Here is a 17,085-nt window from a genome sequence, read left to right as displayed (position 1 = left end):
GCCGCAAGCGCCCCGAGGCCACCTCGGGGCGCTTGGGTCAGGCCTCCGCGGGCACCGTGAGGACGGCCGCGGGCGGCGGCACGGAGCCGAACACCTCCGGTGGCTCCGGGAACAGCTTCACCAGCACCGGGTACGTCACCGCCGCCGTTGCCAAAGTCACCAGCAGGCTGATGTCCACCCCGCCCGCCACGTCCCGCAGCGGCCCCGCGATCATCGGGGTGTTCGCGCACAGCAACCCCAATGTCGTCGCCGGGATCCAGGCCGCCATCGCGCGCCAGTTCACCCCGCGGGCGAACCAGTACCGGCCACCGCGCCGGCCCTCGTTGAACACCTGCAGGTCCGCCACGTCGTAGAACCCGCGCCGCTGGAGGAAGCCGATCATCATGATCACCATCCACGGGGACGTGCACAGCACGATCAGCGTCGCGAACGCGTTGATGCTCGACACCATGTCCAGCACGAAGTTGCCGACGAAGATGAACGCCACGCTCAGCGTCCCGATCAGCAGCGTCGCCTGGACGCGGGACAGGCGCGGGAAGATCGAGCTGAAGTCCAGGCCCGTCCCGTACAACGACGTCGTGCCCGTCGACAGGCCGCCGATCAGGGCCACCACGATCAGCGGGATCGCGTACCAGAGCGGGGAAACCGCTGTCAGGCCCGTGATGTAGTCGGCCGGGTCGGCCACCAAGGTCGCCGTCGCGATGCCGAAGCCGAACGGGAGCAACGTCGCCACCTGGGCCAGGAACGGCGCCGCCAGGAGAGAGCGCTTGCTGAACGACGAAGGGATGTAGCGGGCCCAGTCGCCGAGGAACGCGCCGAACGAGATCGGGTTGGCCAGGGCCGTCAACGCCGCCAGGGTGAACGTCGGCCAGAACGTGCCCAGCGCGTACGTCCCGGTGCCCGCGTACCCCGGGTCGAACGAGCCGCCGTACGCCACCACGCCCAGCAGCATGATCGCCGTGCCGAGCACCACCGCGATCCGGTTGACCAGCAGCATGAACCGGTAGCCGTAGATGCAGACGACGAGCGTCGCGATCGCGATCAGGCCGTACGCGACCCCGCGCAGGGCCGCGCCGCCGTCGAAGCCGAAGAGCCGCTGCGCCGCGCCGGCCACCGCGTCGCCGCTGACCCAGACCGAGATCGCGAAGAACGTGATCGCCGTCAGCAGCGACAGGAACGACCCGACGCACCGCCCGACGACGCCGAAGTGCGCGCCGGACGACACCGCGTTGTTGGTCCGCGTGCGCGGCCCGAACAACGCCATCGGCGCCAGGACCAGGCCGCCGACGACGACGCCGAGCGCCGTCGCGAGCGCCGCGTCGCGGAAGCTCAGGCCGTACGCGATCGGCAGCGTGCCGAGGATGATCGTGGCGAACGTGTTCGCGCCGCCGAACGCCATCCGGAACAGGTCACGCGGGCGCGATGTCTGCTCCTCCGGCGGGATCGGCGCGATGCCGTTGTGCTCGACCTCCGTCACGCGCGGGCTCATGCGAACCTCGTCATGACGTGCTTGACGCGGGTGTACTCGGCGAAGGCGTACGCGGAGAGGTCCTTGCCGTGCCCGGAGTGGCCGAACCCGCCGTGCGGCATCTCGGCGACCAGCGGCCCGTGCGTGTTGACCCACACGCAGCCGAAGTCCAGCTCGGCCGACACCCGCGCGGCGACGCCGAGGTCGTTCGTCCAGACCGACGACGCCAGCCCGTACGGGACGCCGTTGGCCAGCGCCACACCCGAAGCTTCGTCCGAAAAGGACTGGACGGTGACGACCGGCCCGAAGATCTCCTCCTGGACGAGCTCGTCGTCCTGGCGCAGCCCGGAAACCACGGTGGGGGAGAAGTAGAACCCCGTCGAGCCGAACCGCGTCCCGCCGGTCTCGACGCGGGCGTGCGACGGCAACCGCGAGATGAGGCCTTCGACGCGCGAGAACTGCGCTGCGCTGTTCAGCGGCCCGAAGTCGACGCCGGGGGTCTGCGTCGCCGCGACCTTCGTCAGCTCGCGGACGAAGTCGTCGTGGATCGACGCGTGCACCAGCACCCGGCTGCCCGCGGTGCAGTCCTGGCCCGCGTTGTAGAACGCGGCGCCCACGATGCCCTCCGCCGTCGCGGCGAGGTCGACGTCCGGGAACACCAGCAGCGGCGCGTTGCCGCCCAGCTCCAGGTGCGTGCGCTTGAGGTCGGCGGCCGCCACGGTGGCGACGTCGATGCCCGCGCGCGTCGACCCGGTGATCGAGACGAGCTCCGTGATCGGGTGGCGCACCAGCGCGCGGCCGGTGTCGCGGTCGCCGGTCAGCACGGTGAACGCGCCTGCGGGCAGGAACTCGGCCGCCACCTCGGCCAGCAGCACGGCGGTCGACGGTGTCGTCTCGGCCGGCTTGAGCACCACGGTGTTGCCCGCGGCCAGCGCCGGCGCGATCTTCCAGACCGCCATCATCAGCGGGTAGTTCCACGGCGCGATCTGCGCGCAGACGCCGACCGGCTCGCGGCGGATCACCGACGTGTGCCCCGGCGCGTACTCCCCGGCGGCCGTGCCCTCCAGCTGCCGCGCGGCACCGGCGAAGAACCGCAGCGCGCTCACGCACTCCGGGATCTCCTCGTCCAGCACGACCGACCGGATCTTGCCGGTCTCGCGCACCTCGAGGTCGGCGAACTCCGCGGCTCGCGCTTCGAGGGCGTCGGCGATCTTCAGCAGGGCCAGCTGCCGCCGCGCCGGAGTGCTGCGGCGCCACACCGCAAACGCTTGCGCGGCGGATTCGAGCGCGTTGTCCACATCGGACTGCGAGGCGACGGCGCTGGTGCCGAACACCTCGCCGGTCGCGGGGTCGGTCAGGTCGAGGGTACGGGTCATGCCTGCTCCAGGTGGGTCGGCGCGAACAGCTTCAGCAGGGCGGGGAGGACGACCACGGACGGTCCCGGCGTGCGCAGCGCTTCGGCGAGGTCCGCACCGACGGTGTCCAAAGAGGACAGCGTCGCGGGAACCCCGAAGGACGCAGCCAAGGCCACGAAGTCGGGCCGGGCCAGCTCGGTGGCCGTGGTGTGGCCGAAGGCGTCGGTCAGGTACTCGCGCAGGACGCCGTAGCCGCCGTCGTCGACGACCAGCCACGTGACGTCGAGGCCGTGCTGCACCGCGGTCGCCAGCTCCGCGACGCCGTACATCGCTCCGCCGTCGCCGGACACGGCGAGCGCCGGGGCACCGGCGGCCGCGCCGCCGAGCGCGCCCGGCAGGCCGTAGCCCAGCCCGCCCGCGCCCTGCGCGGTGTGGATCGGCGCACCCTCGGGGTTCCACGCCGACCAGGCCCAGTACGCGGCGATCGTCATGTCCCAGAACGTCTGCGTGCCGTCGGGCAGCGCCGCGCGGATGTCGTCGATCAGCTTGCGCTCGACGGCCAGGTCCTGACCGGCCAACCGCGACTCGACGCGCGACAGCAACCCCGAAACGGCGGCTTCGGCCCGGCCGTCGGACGCCCGCATCGGCACCCACTCCAGCAGTGCCTGCAGCGTGAGCCGGACGTCGGCGTGGATGCCCAGGCCGGGGTAGTTCGACTCCAGCTTGCCGAGGTCGGCCTCGACCTGGATCACCCGCCCGCGCGGGGCGAACTCGCGGTAGTTGCTGGACAGCTCGCCGAGCCCGGAGCCGAGCACGAGCAGGACGTCCGCGGAACCGAGGAACTCCGTGGTGTGCCAGTCCTCCATCCAGGACCGCCCGGACAGCTCGTGGTCCCAGCCGAAGACGCCCTTGCCGCCGAAGGTCGAGATCACCGGCGCCCGCAAGGCTTCCGCCAGCGCCGTCAGCTCGGCGTGCGCGCCGGACCGCAGGGCGCCACCGCCCGCCAGGATCACCGGGTTCGAAGCCGCGGCCAGGAGGTCGGCGGCCGCGGTGACCAGCTCCGGCAGGGGTTCCAGGAGCGGCGGAGTGGCCGCCACCGACGTGATCGGCGGAAGCCCGGCCGGGCCGAGCAGCACGTCCTGCGGGATCTCGACCCACACCGGGCCGTACGGCGCGGTCGCGGCCGACGTCCAGGCCTCGCGCAGCGCCGACGGGATCTGGCTCGCGCGGCGCACGACGTGCACCGACTTCACGACGTCCCGGAAGCTCGCCTGCTGGTCGGGCAGCTCGTGCAGGTAGCCGTGCCGGCCGCCGCCGAGCCCCGCGACCGGGATCTGGCTGGAAATCCCGAGCACCGGCACCGACGCGGCCCGGGACTCCTGCAGGGAAGCCAACGTCAGCAGCGCGCCCGGCCCGGTCGAGACGACCAGGGGCGTCACCGGCACCGGGCCGCCGGGGTCGGCCGCGAGCCGGGCGCGGGCGTGCCCGTCGGCGGCGAAGGCGAGGTTGTTCTCGACGCGCCCGCTGATCACGCGCAGGTCGCCGGCGCGCCGCAGCGCCTCGAACAGGCCCAGCGCGTGCTGGCCCGGCAGGCCGAACACCGTGTCGGCGCCCAGCGCGCGCAGGGTCTCCACGACGACGTCGCCGCCGATGCGGTCGGTGTCGGTCATGCGCTCTTTCCCAACGACAGCAGGCTCACCAGGTCGTAGGCGACGTGGGACGCCGCGATGGCGGTGATCTCGGCGTGGTCGTAAGCGGGGGCCAGCTCGACGACGTCGGCCCCGACCAGGTTGAGATCGCGCAGCCCGCGCAGGATTTCGAGGAGCTCGCGGCTGGTCATCCCGCCGGCTTCGGGGGTCCCGGTGCCGGGTGCGTGGGCCGGGTCGAGCACGTCGATGTCGACCGAGACGTAGAGCGGCCGGTCGCCGATGCGCTGCCGCAGCGCGTCGACGGTCTCGTCGATGCCGCGGCGCAGGACGTCGCCGGAGGTGACGATGCCGAAGCCGAGCCGCCGGTCTTCTTCGAGGTCCCGCTTGCCGTACAGCGGCCCGCGCGTGCCGACGTGCGACAGCGCGCTCGTGTCGAGGATGCCTTCCTCGGACGCCCGCCGGAACGGGGTGCCGTGGGTGTACGGCTCGCCGAAGTAGGTGTCCCAGGTGTCGAGGTGCGCGTCGAAGTGCAGCAGGGCAACGGGTCCGTGCTGCTTCGCCGCGGCCCGCAGCAGCGGCAGCGCGATGGTGTGGTCGCCGCCGACGGTCACCAGCCGGGTCCCGTTCGCTTGCAGCGCTTCGGCTTCCTGCTGCAGCGTTTCGATCGCTTCACCGATGTTGAACGGGTTGACCGCGATGTCCCCGGCGTCGACGACCTGCTTCTCGGCGAACGGCGAGACGTCCAGCTCCGGGTGGTACGGCCGCAGCAGCCGGCTCGCCTCGCGCACCGCCGCCGGGCCGAACCGCGCACCGGGCCGGTAGGACACGCCGGAGTCGAAGGGCACTCCGACGACGGCGATGTCGGCGTGGGTGACCTGGTCGATCCGCGGGAGCCGCGCGAAGGTCGCGAAGCCGGCGAACCGGGGGACCCGGGACGAGTCGAGCGGGCCGACCGGGGGCATGTCGTTCACTGCTGGGCGCTCCTGTTCTCGGGGTGGGTTCAGGCTTCGACCGGGGCGGGGGTGGCCGCCTCCGGCTCTTCGGTCCCGGCGCCGTTCAGGCGGCGGGTCCAGACGGCGAGGATCGAGTCGGCCGTGCGGGGCGTGGCGAAGCTGACCGCCAGGTAGACGACCAGGCTCGCGCCGAGGCCCCAGTAGATCGGGGTGTTGGCGTCGACGCCGTCGATGATCATGAAGGCGATCACGGACACCGTGCCGGCGATCATCGACGCGTACGCGCCCTGCCGCGTGCCGCGCTTCCAGAACAGCGCGCCGACGATCGCCACGAGCAGGCCGCCGACCAGGATGTCGTAGGCGATGGTGAGGGCGTTGACGACGTCGTCGACGACCATCGCGATGCCGATCGCGAGCAGCCCCAGCACCAGCGTCGCGATCCGGTTGCGGCTGACCTCGCCGCCCTTCTTCAGGCCGATCTTGGTGAGCAGGTCCGACGTCGTGGTGGTGGAGCAGGCGATGAGCGCGCCGCTCGCGGTCGACATCATCGCCGAGAGCGCGGCGGCCAGCACCAGGCCGCGGACGCCGGTCGGCAGCAGGCGTTCGACGATCGTGGCGAAGGCGTCCTGCGCGCTGGCGAGGTCCGGGTACAGCGTGTGCGCCGCGGTGCCGATCAGGGCGCCGGCCAGGCCGTAGACCAGGCAGTAGACGCCGGAGGTGATGCCGCCGGACGTCGCGATCGCCGGGGTGCGGGCGGTGAACACGCGCTGCCAGATGTCCTGGCCGATCAGCAGGCCGAAGGTGTAGATGACGAAGTACGTGATGATCGTGTCGGTGCCGAGCGAGGTGAAGCTGAAGAAGCTCGCGTCGAGCTTTTCGCTCATGCCGGAGAAACCGCCGGCGGAGCTGATCGCGACCGGCAGCAGGATCGCCAGGATGCCGATGGTCTTGATGACGAACTGGGCGATGTCGGTGAGCGTGATCGACCACATGCCGCCGAGCACCGAGTAGAGCACGACGATCGAGCCGCCGATCGCGATGCCTGCCCAGTTCGGCAGGTCGAAGAGCACCTTGAAGATGGTCGCGAAGGCCAGCGTCGAGGTGACCGTGAGCATCAGGGTGTAGCCCCACATGACGACCCCGGACACGGCGCTGGTGCGGCCGCCGTAGCGCAGGTCGAGCATCTCGCCGACGGTGTAGACCTTCAGCCGCACCAGCCGCCGCGCGAACAGCGCGTGCAGCACGAGGATGCCGACGCCGATGCTGACGACCAGCCACATGCCGGAGATGCCGTAGGTGTAGCCGAGCTTCACGCCGCCGACGGTGGACGCGCCGCCGAGCACGACGGCCGACATCGTGCCGGAGTACATGAACCAGCCCAGCCGCCGCCCGGCGACGAGGTAGTCGGACTTCGTCTTCGCGAGCCGCAGGCCGTACCAGCCGACTCCGAGCATCCCCGCGATGTACAACGCGATCACGGCGTAGTCCCCGGTCACGGCGTCCTCCTTACCTCGGTGGTGTTCGGGTCACCGTAGGGTCGGCCGCCACCCCGGCGGCATGGGATGATTCGTCCACAAGTCGACAAGGTCGGGGATGGTATGACCCAGAACGTCGATCCGTTGTCCACGGAAGTGAATGTCCCGTTACGGGCAGTTGTCGGCAACCGGGAGCTGGCGCTGCACGCCGTCCGCGAGACGCTGCGTCCGGGCGCGCTGGACCTCCCCGTGCGCTGGGCCCACGTGAGCGAGCTGCAGGACCCCGTGCCCTACCTGGTGGGCGGCGAGCTGATCCTCACCGCGGGCGTGAACCTGCCGGAGCGGATCGACCGGTACGTGCGCGGGCTGCGCGACGCCGGCGTGACGGCGCTGGGGTTCGGCCTCACCCCGAACGTCCACGAGACGCTGCCGGAACCGCTGCGCCGGGCCTGTGCACGCCATGGGCTGCCATTGCTGGTCGTGCCGACGCGGACGCCGTTCCTCGCGGTCAACCGAGCGGTCTCGGTCGCGCTGACCGAGGCGAGCCAGCGGGAGCAGCGGCGGATCACGGCGGCGCGGGAGGCGCTGACCCGGGCCGCGGGCGGCGGGCTGGGCGAGCTGACGTCGTCGCTCGCGGCGCGGCTGCGGGCGTGGGTCGCGCTGGTCGGCGCCGGGGACGTCCTGGCCTCGGCGCACGACGCGCCCTCGCCGCTGCCGCCCCAGGTGGCGGACCTGATGGCGACCGTGCGGGCGGGCAGCGGGATCCGCAGCGCGACCACGGAGGTCGGCGACGAGTTCGTGGTGGTCCAGCCGGTGTACCCGCAGGCGACGGCGTCGCACCTGGTGGTCGTCGGGCGCTCCCGGCGCTTCGACGGCGCCGACCGGGCGATCCTCGCAGTGGGCGCGGCGTTGCTGGGGCTGGTGGGGCGAGCGGGTTCGGACGCGGCGGAGCTGGGCGCGGCGGCGACCGGTCTGCTCCTCGACCGGGTTTCGGCCGGCGAGGTGGCGCGCGAGCTGCTCGGCTCGGACCGTTGCCGCCTGGTCGTGGGGGCGCCGTACCGGCGCGGCCCGGACGAGGTGGCGCAGCGGCCGGACTGGCTGCGGGCCCGGCTCGACACCCCGTTGGTCCAGGTGCTGCCGGGACCGCGGTTCGTGGCGATCGTCGGTCCCGCGGTGCCGGAGCTGGAGGACCTGCGCGCGCACGGCTGGCTCGCGGCGGCGGGGTCACCGGTGCCGGTCGCGCGGCCGGCCGCGGCGGTGGCGGAGGCGGAGCTGCTGCTTTCGCGGGCGCAGGTGCTCGGCCGGCCGGTCGTCGCCGGGAGCGGGCCGCCCGACTTCGACGCGCTGCTCGACCCGGGCGCCTCCCGCGGATACGCGACGAAGCTGCTGGCGCCGCTGGTTTCCCTGGACCGCGGGGACCGGTCGCTGGTGCTGACGCTGCGCACGTGGCTGGCCCACCACGGCGGCTGGGAACCGACGGCCGCGGAGCTGGGCGTGCACCGCAACAGCGTCCGGCACCGGATCGCCCAGGTGGAGAAGGCCCTGGAGGTGGATTTGGCGGACCCGGAGGTCCGGATGCGGCTGTGGTTCGCGCTGCGCTGGGCCACACCCGACGCACACGGTGAGGCTTATTCAGCCGTCGGCCGCCGCATGACTTCGCGGTGACCAGCGGCTTCCGGGCGGGTCGCGGCGGCCTGACCAGAATAAGCCTCAGTCCTTAAAGGGCACTCTCAGGAAAATATGGAATTGTGGTCTTGTGCGAGTTTTGGTAGTCGAGGACGAAGAACCCCTGGCCGATGCGATCGCCCGTGGCCTGCGCCGCGAAGGCATGGCGGTGGACGTCGCGCTCACGGGTGACGACGGGCACGAGAAGGCCGCCGTCACGCGGTACGACGTCGTGTTGCTGGACCGGGACCTGCCCGGGATGTCCGGGGACGAGCTGTGCCGGGAGATCGTCGCCTCCGGGGAGCTCACCCGGGTGCTGATGCTGACCGCGAGCAGCTCGGTGTCCGATCGCGTCGAGGGGCTTTCGCTCGGCGCCGACGACTACCTCGCCAAACCCTTCGCCTTCCCCGAGCTGGTCGCCCGCGTGCGGGCCCTGGGCCGGCGGGCCACCCCGGCCGCGCCGCCGTTGCTGACCGCGGGTGACGTCGAGCTGGACCCGGCCAAGCGCACCGTGCGCCGGGCGAGCGGGCCGGTCGAGCTGACGCGCAAGGAGTTCGGCGTCCTCGAGGTGCTGCTCTCGGCCGCCGGTTCGGTCGTCAGCAGTGAAGAGCTGCTCGAACGCGTGTGGGACGAGAACGCCGACCCGTTCACCACGACCGTCCGGGTCACCGTCATGACGCTGCGCAAGAAGCTCGGCGAGCCCGGGATCATCGAGACCGTCGTCGGCTCCGGGTACCGGGTGCCGGAGCCCGGCGCGCCACGCGCGTGAACCTGCCGGGCACCCGCAGCCTCCGCGCCCGGATCACCCTGCTGGCGACCGTGCTGGTCGCCGCCGTCAGCCTGCTGCTGCTCTGGCTGGCCTGGACGCTGGTCCGGGACTCGCTCGACGCGGTCCCGCAGATGCCGCCGGGCAGCACGGTCGTCGTCGACGGCGCCCAGGTCGATGCCTCCACGCTCGCCGACCACCTGCGCGTGCACGCCCGCAACCGGATGCTGCTGTTCGGGTCGATCGCGTTCCTGCTGGTGGTCGCGGCCGCGGCGATCCTCGCCTGGACGTTCACCTCGCGCGTGCTGCTGCCGCTGCGCGAGATCACCGGGGCGGCGCGGCGGCTGTCGATCGAGTCGCTGGGGGAGCGGATCGGCGAGGTGCGCTCGCGCGACGAGCTGGCCGAGCTCGCCGGCACGTTCGACGACATGCTCGACCGGCTCCAGTCCGCGTTCGACGCGCAGCGCCACTTCGTCGCGAACGCGAGCCACGAGCTGCGGACGCCGCTGGCGGTGATCCGCACGGAGCTCGACGTCACCCTCGCCGACGACGATGCCGACGAAGCCGAGCTGCGCCGGATGGGCGGGGTGGTCCGCGACGCGACCGAGCGCGCCGGGCAGCTGGTGAACTCGCTGCTGCTGCTGGCCCGCACCGACGGCGCCGGGCTCGGCGTCCGCGAGCCGGTCGACCTGGCGGCGGTCGTCGACCGCGCCTGGCGCGCGGCGCGCACCGAGGCCGGGCAACGCGGGATCCGGGCGACGTTCGCGGTGGTGCCGGCGCCGGCGTTCGGCGATCCGGCGCTGCTGGAGCGGATCGCGGGCAACCTGCTGGAGAACGCGGTCCGCCACAACGTCGAGGGCGGCTGGCTGGAGGTCGTGACGCAGCCGGGCCCGCAGTGGTCGGTGCTGCGGGTGCGCTCGTCCGGCGGCCTGGTGGACCCGGCGACGGTGGCGGAGCTGTTCGAGCCGTTCCGCCGCGCGGGGGTGGCCCGGACGGCTCGTTCGGGCGCGGGCCTGGGGCTCTCGATCGTCCGGGCGGCGGTGGCGGCGCACGGCGGAAGCGTGGCAGCGGAACCGATCGTGGGCGGCGGCCTGGGCGTGACGGTTCACCTCCCCGTGCGCTGACAGCGTGATCGAGCAGCCGGCACGCGTGATCGGGGAGTCAACTCGCGTGATTGCGGGGTCGACACGCCGGATCGAGCGAGTCTCGCCGTGTCGTCCCTCCGATCACGCGTGTCGACCCTTCAATCACGCGTGTCGTCCCTCTGATCACGGGCGGGGGTCGAGGGCGAGGCCGGCGCGGAGGACTCCGGCCGTGTGGATCATCGCCGCCCGGGCGTCCGGGTCGATGCCGACGCGGTTGGCGAAGCCGTGGAGCTGGCCTTCGTGCCGTCGGTGGACCAGCGGGACTCCCGCCGAAGCCAGGCGGGCCGCGTACGCCTCGCCTTCGTCGCGGAGCAGGTCGAAGCCGCACGTGGCCACGTACGTCGGCGGGAGGCCGTCGAGGGCGTCGTCGTACAGCACCGACGCCCGCGGGTCCCGGTACAGCTCCGGATCACGCACGTACTGCGAGCGGTACCACGCCCATTCGTCGCGGTCGAGGCGGAAACCCGAGCCGAACTGCCGGTGTGACGGCGATTCCCCGAGCGCGTCCGTCGCCGGGGTCAGCAGCAGGCTGAACGCCGGCCGGGGCAGCTCGCCGCGGGCCGCCGCGTGGGCCACCACCGCCGCCAGGTTGCCGCCGCTGCTGTCGCCGCCCACCGCGAGCCGCGCCGGGTCGATGCCGAACTCCGCCGCGTGGGACGACACGTACGCGAACGCCGCGACCGCATCCGACGCCGCCGCCGGGAACGGGTGCTCCGGCGCGAGCCGGTAGCCGATCGACACCACCTGCACCCCGGCCTCCTCGGCCAGCAGCCGGCACGCGCCCTCGTGCGTGTCCAGGCTGCCGAGCACGAACCCGCCGCCGTGGAAGTACACGATCGCCGGCCCGGGCGCCGGGAGCCCGGCGGGTTCGTACCGCCGCAGCGGCAGCGGTCCGGCGGGCCCGGGCCACGACGAGTCGCGCGTCCGCACGCCCGGGCAGATCCCGGCGCCGGCGAGCGCGCCAGCCAGGTTCAGCTCGGCCCGGGCCCGGGAGAGGCTGCCGTTCCGGTGCGGCGCGTCGAACGGCGCCAGGCGCGACACGCGCATCAGCACCCGGGCCGAGAGCACCGGCTGCCGCCCGTCCACCACCACCGGGTGGCCGGCCAGCACGCGCAGCACCGGCGGAGGCAGCCGCAGCAGCCACCGCAACCCGACCATGACCGCCCGTACGAGCAGCACTCTTCCGTTCAGCACACGTCCACGAAAATGGGGTTCGCGTACAACCACAAGGCCTCGAACGGGTTCGCTTGCCCGATTACGTCCGGTGTGGGCTCGGAGTCCCCGTTCGTCCCGCGCACCCGCGCGTAGAACGGCGAGCGCACGTTCCGGAAGGTGTGCCGGAAGACCACCTGCCGCCCGGGCGTCCACTGCGGCTCGAACGACTCGACGACGCGGGTGCCCGGCGCGGTCATCGCGTCGGGGTCGGCCACCGGGCCGGTGACCGGCCCCGCGACGACGTCCAGGCGCGCCAGCCGCGGGATCGTGCCGCCGCCGTTCGGCCGCGACGCGAGCCGCGCGGAGACCACGAGCGTGACGTCCGAACCGCGCCGCACCCGAAGGCGTCCGCCCAGCGTCGCCGACGAGCCGCCGCCGTACGCGCCGACCTGAAGATCCTGCGCCAGCCCGCCGTGCGTCAGCCAGATCCGCCCGGCCCGCAAACCTTCCAGGACGCCGTCGAGGCTTCGCCGCGTGACGCCGACGTACGTGCGGCTGAACTCCGCGGGGTAGAAGTCCGCGTACGGCGCGAGCAGCTGCGGGGAGCCGGTGTCGATCGGGTCCGGGAACTTGCCGTGCGTGTCGTACCAGTCGCCGGGCACGTCCGGGCGGACCAGCGTGTCGCCGCGGTTGTAGTGCGAGTCGGAGTTCGTGGTGATCCACCACGGCTTGCCCTCGGCGAGCAGCGAGTCCCACAACCCGCCGACCTTCGCCGTCGCCCAGTCCCAGCCGCCGAACGTCCGGTACGCCTCGGCCGGGAAGCCCGGCCACGAGTTCGGCCCGGGGCCGTTCGCGTAGCCGCCGCGCGCACCGCCGTTGCCGAGCGGCTTCGGGAAGCCGTCCGCCTGCGCGCCGGGCGCGCCCTCCATACCGATCACGATGCCCGGCGCGGCGTCGCGGTAGGCACGCAGCTCGTGCGGGGCGACGCGGCCGTTGCGCAGCGGGTGGTTGACCAGCACGACCGGGGCGTGGATCCGCCGCGCGCGTTCCTCCTCGGCCAGCCAGCGCAACGCCCGCAGCGCGAGGGCCTCGTTCGCCGGGCTCGACGCTTCGGAGTTCGTCAGCCGCCAGTCGAAGGCCCGCTCGAACTCGCGCAGCTTCGCGGCCTGGCGGTCACCGGCCTGGAAGAACACCGTCGCGTGCTCGGCGCCCGGGACGTTCCACTCCATGCCGTGCCACAGCAGCAGGTCCGGGTACTTCCGCCGGGCGGCGCGGAAATCCGCCTCCGTCGGCTCGACCGACACCTGCTCGTGCTCGGCGTGACCGTGGTCGGTGAAGACGATCCAGTCCGCGCCGTGCGCCCGCCCGCCGCGGGCGATCTGCTCGATCCGGTACATCGCGTCGTACGAGTACTGGCTGTGCGTGTGGTGGTCGCCCACCAGCCACTGGTAGCGGCCGCACAGCCGGTCCAGGTCGGCGTTTTCGGAGGCGGGGAGGGGCACGCCCGCGGCAGCGGCCGCGAGACCGGCGCCCTTGAGGAACCGGCGTCTGTCGGTGGTCACGGCCGGACGCTAAGCCGCCGGGGTGAACGGGCGGTGTCCCGGCGGCCAACGTGTGCTGTGATCTTCGGCGTGACGGAAAAGCCGCTGGTCCGCGTGGTGGTCCCGGTCTTCGCGCTGGCGCTGGCCGCCGGGGTGGGGCTGGCGTTCGGCGTCGCGGCCCTGAAGCGCCCGCCGGACCTGCCGGTGGACACGAACCCGGCACCGCTGGCCGGGCACACGCTGTGCGCCGCGGTCGTCGTGGTCTTCCCCTCCGACGCGGAGATGCAGGCAGCCGTGCCGTCCTTCCACGACAACCCCACGGCGCGGCGGGTGTTCGTCGACCCGCCGTCGATCTCGCTGCTCGCCGTCCCGGGCACCGACCTGAAGGCCTGGGCGCAGGAGCTGCACGCCCGGTTCCGGACCGCCGAGCGGGTGACGGTCATCGACTCCGACGCGACGGCGGCGCAGCTGAAACTCACCGCGCCGCCGCCGAAGTGCCCTCGGGAGGGCGAGTACTAGGACGCCGGGACCGAGGCGATGCCCGGGGCTAGGAACGGCTTGCCGTTCACCCGCTCGGAGACGCCGGAGCGGTCCAGGTACGGCGTGATGCCGCCGTTCCATAACGGCCAGCCGGCGCCGAGGATCAGGCACAGGTCGATGTCCTGCGCCTCGGCGACGACGCCCTCGTCGAGCATGATCCGGATCTCCTCGGCGATCGCCGCCAGCGCGCGCTCACGCACCTGCTCCGACGTCGACGGCTGGTCGCCCTGCGTCCACAATTCGACGACTTCCGGGTCCGGCGACTGGTTCCCCTGGGAATCCCAGACCCAGACGCCCTTCTTGCCCGCCTTGACGAACTTCGCGAGGTTGTCGGACACGGTGAACCGGTCCGGGAACGCCTCGTGCAGCGTCTCGCCGACGTGCAGCGCGATGGCCGGGCCGACGAGCTGCATCAGCGTCAGCGGCGACATCGGCAGGCCCAGCGGCTCGAGCGCGCCGTCGGCGACCTCGAACGGCGTGCCCTCGTCGACCGCCACCAGCACCTCGCCGAGGAAGCGCAGCAGGAGCCGGTTGACGACGAACGCCGAAGCGTCCTTCACCAGCACACTGGACTTCTTCAGCTGCTTGCCGACCGAGAACGCCGTCGCGAGGGAGGCGTCGTCGGTCTGCTCGCCGCGGACGATCTCCAGCAGCGGCAGCACGGCCACCGGGTTGAAGAAGTGGAAGCCGACGACCCGCTCGGGGTGCTGCAGCTTCGACGCCATCGCGGTGATCGACAGCGACGAGGTGTTCGTCGCGAGGATCGCCTCGGGGGAGACGTGCTGCTCCAGCTCGGCGAACACCTGCTGCTTGACGCCCAGCTCCTCGAACACGGCCTCGATGACGAAGTCGGCGTCGGAGAACGCGGCCTTGTCGAGCGAGCCGGAGACCAGCGCCTTGAGCCGGTTGGCGCCGTCCGGGGAAACGCGCTTCTTGGCCAGGAGCTTGTCGATCTCGGCGCGGACGTACCCGACACCCTTGTCGACACGCTCCTGGTCGACGTCGGTCAGCACGACCGGCACCTTCAGGCGGCGCACGAACAGCAGCGCGAGCTGGCTGGCCATCAGCCCGGCGCCGACGATGCCGACCTTGTTCACCTTGCGGGCCAAGGACTTGTCCGGCGCGCCGGCCGGGCGCTTGGCGCGCTTGTTGACCAGGTTGAACGAGTACAGCCCGGCGCGCAGGACGTCGGACATGAGCAGCTCGGCGAGGCCGTCGGTCTCGGCGGCGTACCCGCGGTCGAGGTCGTTCTCGCGGGCCAGCTCCAGCAGCTCGACGGCCTTGGTGGCCCCCGGCGACGCACCGTGCGTGCGTCCGTCCACAAGGGACTTGGCGCGTGCGATGGCCGCGTCCCAGCCGGACCCGCGGTCGATCTCGGGGCGGGCCGGGGTGATCTCACCGTTGACGACCTTGGCCAGCCACAGCAGCGACTGCTCGAGGTAGTCCGCCGAGCCGAATACCGCGTCGACGATGCCGAGCTCCGCCGCCTGCTTGACGTTGAGCATCTTGTTCTGCGCCAAGGCGTTCTCGATGATCACCGTGACGGCCGCGTCCGCGCCGATGAGGTTCGGCAGCAGCTGCGTGCCGCCCCAGCCCGGGAACAGGCCGAGGAAGACCTCGGGGAACGCGATCGCGGCGGTGTTCTCCGAGAGCGTCCGGTAGTGGCAGGACAGCGCCAGCTCGAGCCCGCCGCCCATGACCGCGCCGTTGATGAACCCGAACGTCGGGATCTTCGTCTCGGTGAGGCGGCGGAACACGTCGTGCCCGGTCTGGGCGATCTCGCGCGCCAGCTTCGGGTCGCTCACGGACTCGACGCCCGAGAGGTCCGCGCCGACGGCGAAGATGAACGGCTTGCCGGTGACGGCGATCGCGGCCGGCTCGGCCTCGAATGCCTTGTCGATGGCCGCGTTCAGGCTGACCAGACCTTGGGGGCCGAAGGTGTTCGGCCGGGTGTGGTCGTGGCCGTTGTCGAGGGTGATCAGGGCGACGGGCTTCTCGAGCCCGGGCACCTTGACCAGCCGCGTGACGGCGTTCGTGACGACCTCGTCCGGGAACGCGGCCTTCGCTTCTTCAGCGGTGAAAGTCATTACTTCGCCCCCTCGAACGCCGGGTTCTCCCAGATCACGGTGCCGCCCATGCCGATGCCGATGCACATCGTGGTGATGCCGTACTGCACGTCGGGCCGCTCGGCGAACTGACGCGCGAGCTGTGTCATCAGCCGGACGCCGGAGGAAGCCAGCGGGTGGCCGCAGGCGATCGCGCCGCCCCACTGGTTCACGCGCGGGTCGTCGTCGGCGATGCCGAAGTGGTCGAGGAAGGCCAGCACCTGCACGGCGAAGGCTTCGTTGATCTCGAACAGGCCGATGTCGTCGATCGACAGGCCGGTGCGCTTGAACAGCTTCTCGGTGGCCGGCACCGGGCCGATGCCCATGACCTCCGGCTCGACACCCGCGAAGGAGTAGCCGACCAGCCGCATCGCGACGGGCAGGCCCAGCTCGCGGGCGGTGTCCTCGTCGGCCAGGATCGACGCGGTCGCGCCGTCGTTGAGGCCGGCCGCGTTGCCCGCGGTGATCCGGCCGTGCGGGCGGAACGGCGTCTTCAGCCCGGCGAGCGTCTCCAGCGTGGTGCCGGGCCGCGGCGGCTCGTCCTCGGTGGCCAGGCCCCAGCCCAGCTCCTTCGAGCGGGTGGCGACCGGGACCAGCTCGGGGCCGATCTTGCCGGTCTTGACGGCTTCGGCGTACTTCTCCTGGCTGCGCGCGGCGAAGGTGTCGGTGCGCAGCTTGGTGATGTCCGGGAAGCGGTCGTGCAGGTTCTCGGCGGTCTGGCCCATGACGAGCGCGGTCGGGTCGACGAGCTTGTCGGCGATGATCCGCGGGTTCGGGTCGACGCCTTCGCCCATCGGGTGCCGTCCCATGTGCTCGACGCCGCCGGCGATGGCGATGTCGTAGGCGCCGAAGCCGATGCCGGACGCGGTGGTCGTGACGGCGGTCATCGCGCCGGCGCACATGCGGTCGATGGCGAAGCCGGGGACCGACTTCGGCAGGCCGGCGAGCAGCGCGGCGGTGCGGCCGATGGTCAGGCCCTGGTCGCCGATCTGGGTGGTGGCGGCGATGGCCACCTCGTCGACGCGCTCGGGCGGCAGTTCCGGGTGCCGCCGCAGCAGCTCACGGATGGCGTTGACGACGAGGTCGTCGGCGCGGGTCCCGGCGTAGATGCCCTTGTCGCCGGCCTTGCCGAAGGGGGTCCGTACCCCCTCGACGAAGGCGACGGTGCGCACGCCCCGCGCGTTCGGCGCGAGCGGCGTTGCTGGTGCGGCCACGAATGCTCCATCAGTAGACGTTTGTTAGCCGCACGATAGCCCTTGTTACCCGCC

General features: G+C 72.4%; 13 protein-coding genes. 4 read left to right on the top strand and 9 right to left on the bottom strand.

The features are described from left to right. Nucleotides 1-37: 37 nt before the first annotated feature. Genes QSK39_RS40980 through QSK39_RS40960 form a run of 5 tightly spaced genes read right to left on the bottom strand, consistent with a single transcriptional unit; the run spans nucleotide 38 to nucleotide 6,921 of the window. Complete coding sequence (locus QSK39_RS40980; protein ID WP_285483200.1) at nucleotides 38-1,489, bottom strand: purine-cytosine permease family protein; 1,452 nt, start codon at nucleotides 1,487-1,489, stop codon at nucleotides 38-40. Then, nucleotides 1,486-2,844 carry an aminobutyraldehyde dehydrogenase gene (locus QSK39_RS40975; protein ID WP_285483199.1) on the bottom strand — a complete coding sequence of 453 codons (1,359 nt, stop codon included), beginning with the start codon at nucleotides 2,842-2,844 and terminating at the stop codon, nucleotides 1,486-1,488. The genes QSK39_RS40980 and QSK39_RS40975 overlap by 4 nt, the downstream gene beginning before the upstream one ends. After that, nucleotides 2,841-4,493, bottom strand: coding sequence for a thiamine pyrophosphate-binding protein (locus QSK39_RS40970; protein WP_285483198.1), 1,653 nt, complete (start codon nucleotides 4,491-4,493; stop codon nucleotides 2,841-2,843). The genes QSK39_RS40975 and QSK39_RS40970 overlap by 4 nt, the downstream gene beginning before the upstream one ends. Further along, the gene (gene speB, locus QSK39_RS40965) at nucleotides 4,490-5,434 is read right to left on the bottom strand and encodes an agmatinase (RefSeq protein WP_285483626.1); all 945 of its coding nucleotides are present in this window, start codon (nucleotides 5,432-5,434) and stop codon (nucleotides 4,490-4,492) included. The genes QSK39_RS40970 and speB overlap by 4 nt, the downstream gene beginning before the upstream one ends. Nucleotides 5,435-5,472: 38 nt before the next feature. After that, nucleotides 5,473-6,921, bottom strand: a complete 1,449-nt coding sequence (locus QSK39_RS40960; protein WP_285483197.1) for a sodium:solute symporter family protein — start codon at nucleotides 6,919-6,921, stop codon at nucleotides 5,473-5,475. Nucleotides 6,922-7,023: 102 nt separating this feature from the next. On the opposite strand from QSK39_RS40960, the gene QSK39_RS40955 reads away from it, so the two are divergent. From QSK39_RS40955 to QSK39_RS40945, 3 genes are all read left to right on the top strand, one after another. After that, nucleotides 7,024-8,565, top strand: coding sequence for a PucR family transcriptional regulator (locus tag QSK39_RS40955; RefSeq protein ID WP_285483196.1), 1,542 nt, complete (start codon nucleotides 7,024-7,026; stop codon nucleotides 8,563-8,565). A gap of 91 nt (nucleotides 8,566-8,656) precedes the next feature. Then, nucleotides 8,657-9,334: a response regulator transcription factor gene (locus tag QSK39_RS40950; RefSeq protein WP_163046732.1), complete on the top strand. Its 678-nt coding sequence runs from the start codon at nucleotides 8,657-8,659 to the stop codon at nucleotides 9,332-9,334. Further along, nucleotides 9,331-10,455 carry a sensor histidine kinase gene (locus QSK39_RS40945; RefSeq protein ID WP_285483195.1) on the top strand — a complete coding sequence of 375 codons (1,125 nt, stop codon included), beginning with the start codon at nucleotides 9,331-9,333 and terminating at the stop codon, nucleotides 10,453-10,455. Before QSK39_RS40950 ends, QSK39_RS40945 begins: the two co-directional genes overlap by 4 nt. A gap of 144 nt (nucleotides 10,456-10,599) precedes the next feature. On the opposite strand, the gene QSK39_RS40940 is transcribed toward QSK39_RS40945, so the two are convergent. Then, on the bottom strand, nucleotides 10,600-11,670 hold the full coding sequence (locus QSK39_RS40940) for an alpha/beta hydrolase (protein ID WP_285483194.1): 1,071 nt from the start codon (nucleotides 11,668-11,670) through the stop codon (nucleotides 10,600-10,602). Then, entirely contained in the window at nucleotides 11,664-13,193 is a 1,530-nt protein-coding gene (locus tag QSK39_RS40935) for a PHP domain-containing protein (RefSeq protein ID WP_285483193.1), read from the bottom strand. Before QSK39_RS40935 ends, QSK39_RS40940 begins: the two co-directional genes overlap by 7 nt. 69 nt (nucleotides 13,194-13,262) lie before the next feature. Here QSK39_RS40935 and QSK39_RS40930 point away from each other — a divergent pair, with 69 nt between their 5' ends. Then, complete coding sequence (locus QSK39_RS40930; RefSeq protein WP_285483192.1) at nucleotides 13,263-13,691, top strand: hypothetical protein; 429 nt, start codon at nucleotides 13,263-13,265, stop codon at nucleotides 13,689-13,691. Here QSK39_RS40930 and QSK39_RS40925 read toward each other — a convergent pair. Together QSK39_RS40925 and QSK39_RS40920 are read right to left on the bottom strand one after the other, a co-directional pair. Next, nucleotides 13,688-15,799 carry a 3-hydroxyacyl-CoA dehydrogenase NAD-binding domain-containing protein gene (locus QSK39_RS40925; RefSeq protein ID WP_285483191.1) on the bottom strand — a complete coding sequence of 704 codons (2,112 nt, stop codon included), beginning with the start codon at nucleotides 15,797-15,799 and terminating at the stop codon, nucleotides 13,688-13,690. The two genes, QSK39_RS40930 and QSK39_RS40925, sit on opposite strands and share 4 nt — an antisense overlap. Further along, nucleotides 15,799-16,989: a thiolase family protein gene (locus tag QSK39_RS40920; protein WP_285483625.1), complete on the bottom strand. Its 1,191-nt coding sequence runs from the start codon at nucleotides 16,987-16,989 to the stop codon at nucleotides 15,799-15,801. Before QSK39_RS40920 ends, QSK39_RS40925 begins: the two co-directional genes overlap by 1 nt. Between the last annotated feature and the right edge of the window lie 96 nt (nucleotides 16,990-17,085).

The organism is Amycolatopsis sp. NBRC 101858 (genome assembly GCF_030269325.1).
Taxonomy (GTDB): Bacteria; Actinomycetota; Actinomycetes; order Mycobacteriales; family Pseudonocardiaceae; genus Amycolatopsis; species Amycolatopsis ponsaeliensis.
Note: the sequence above shows the minus strand (reverse complement) of the source record. Positions and strands in the feature narration are given on the sequence as shown.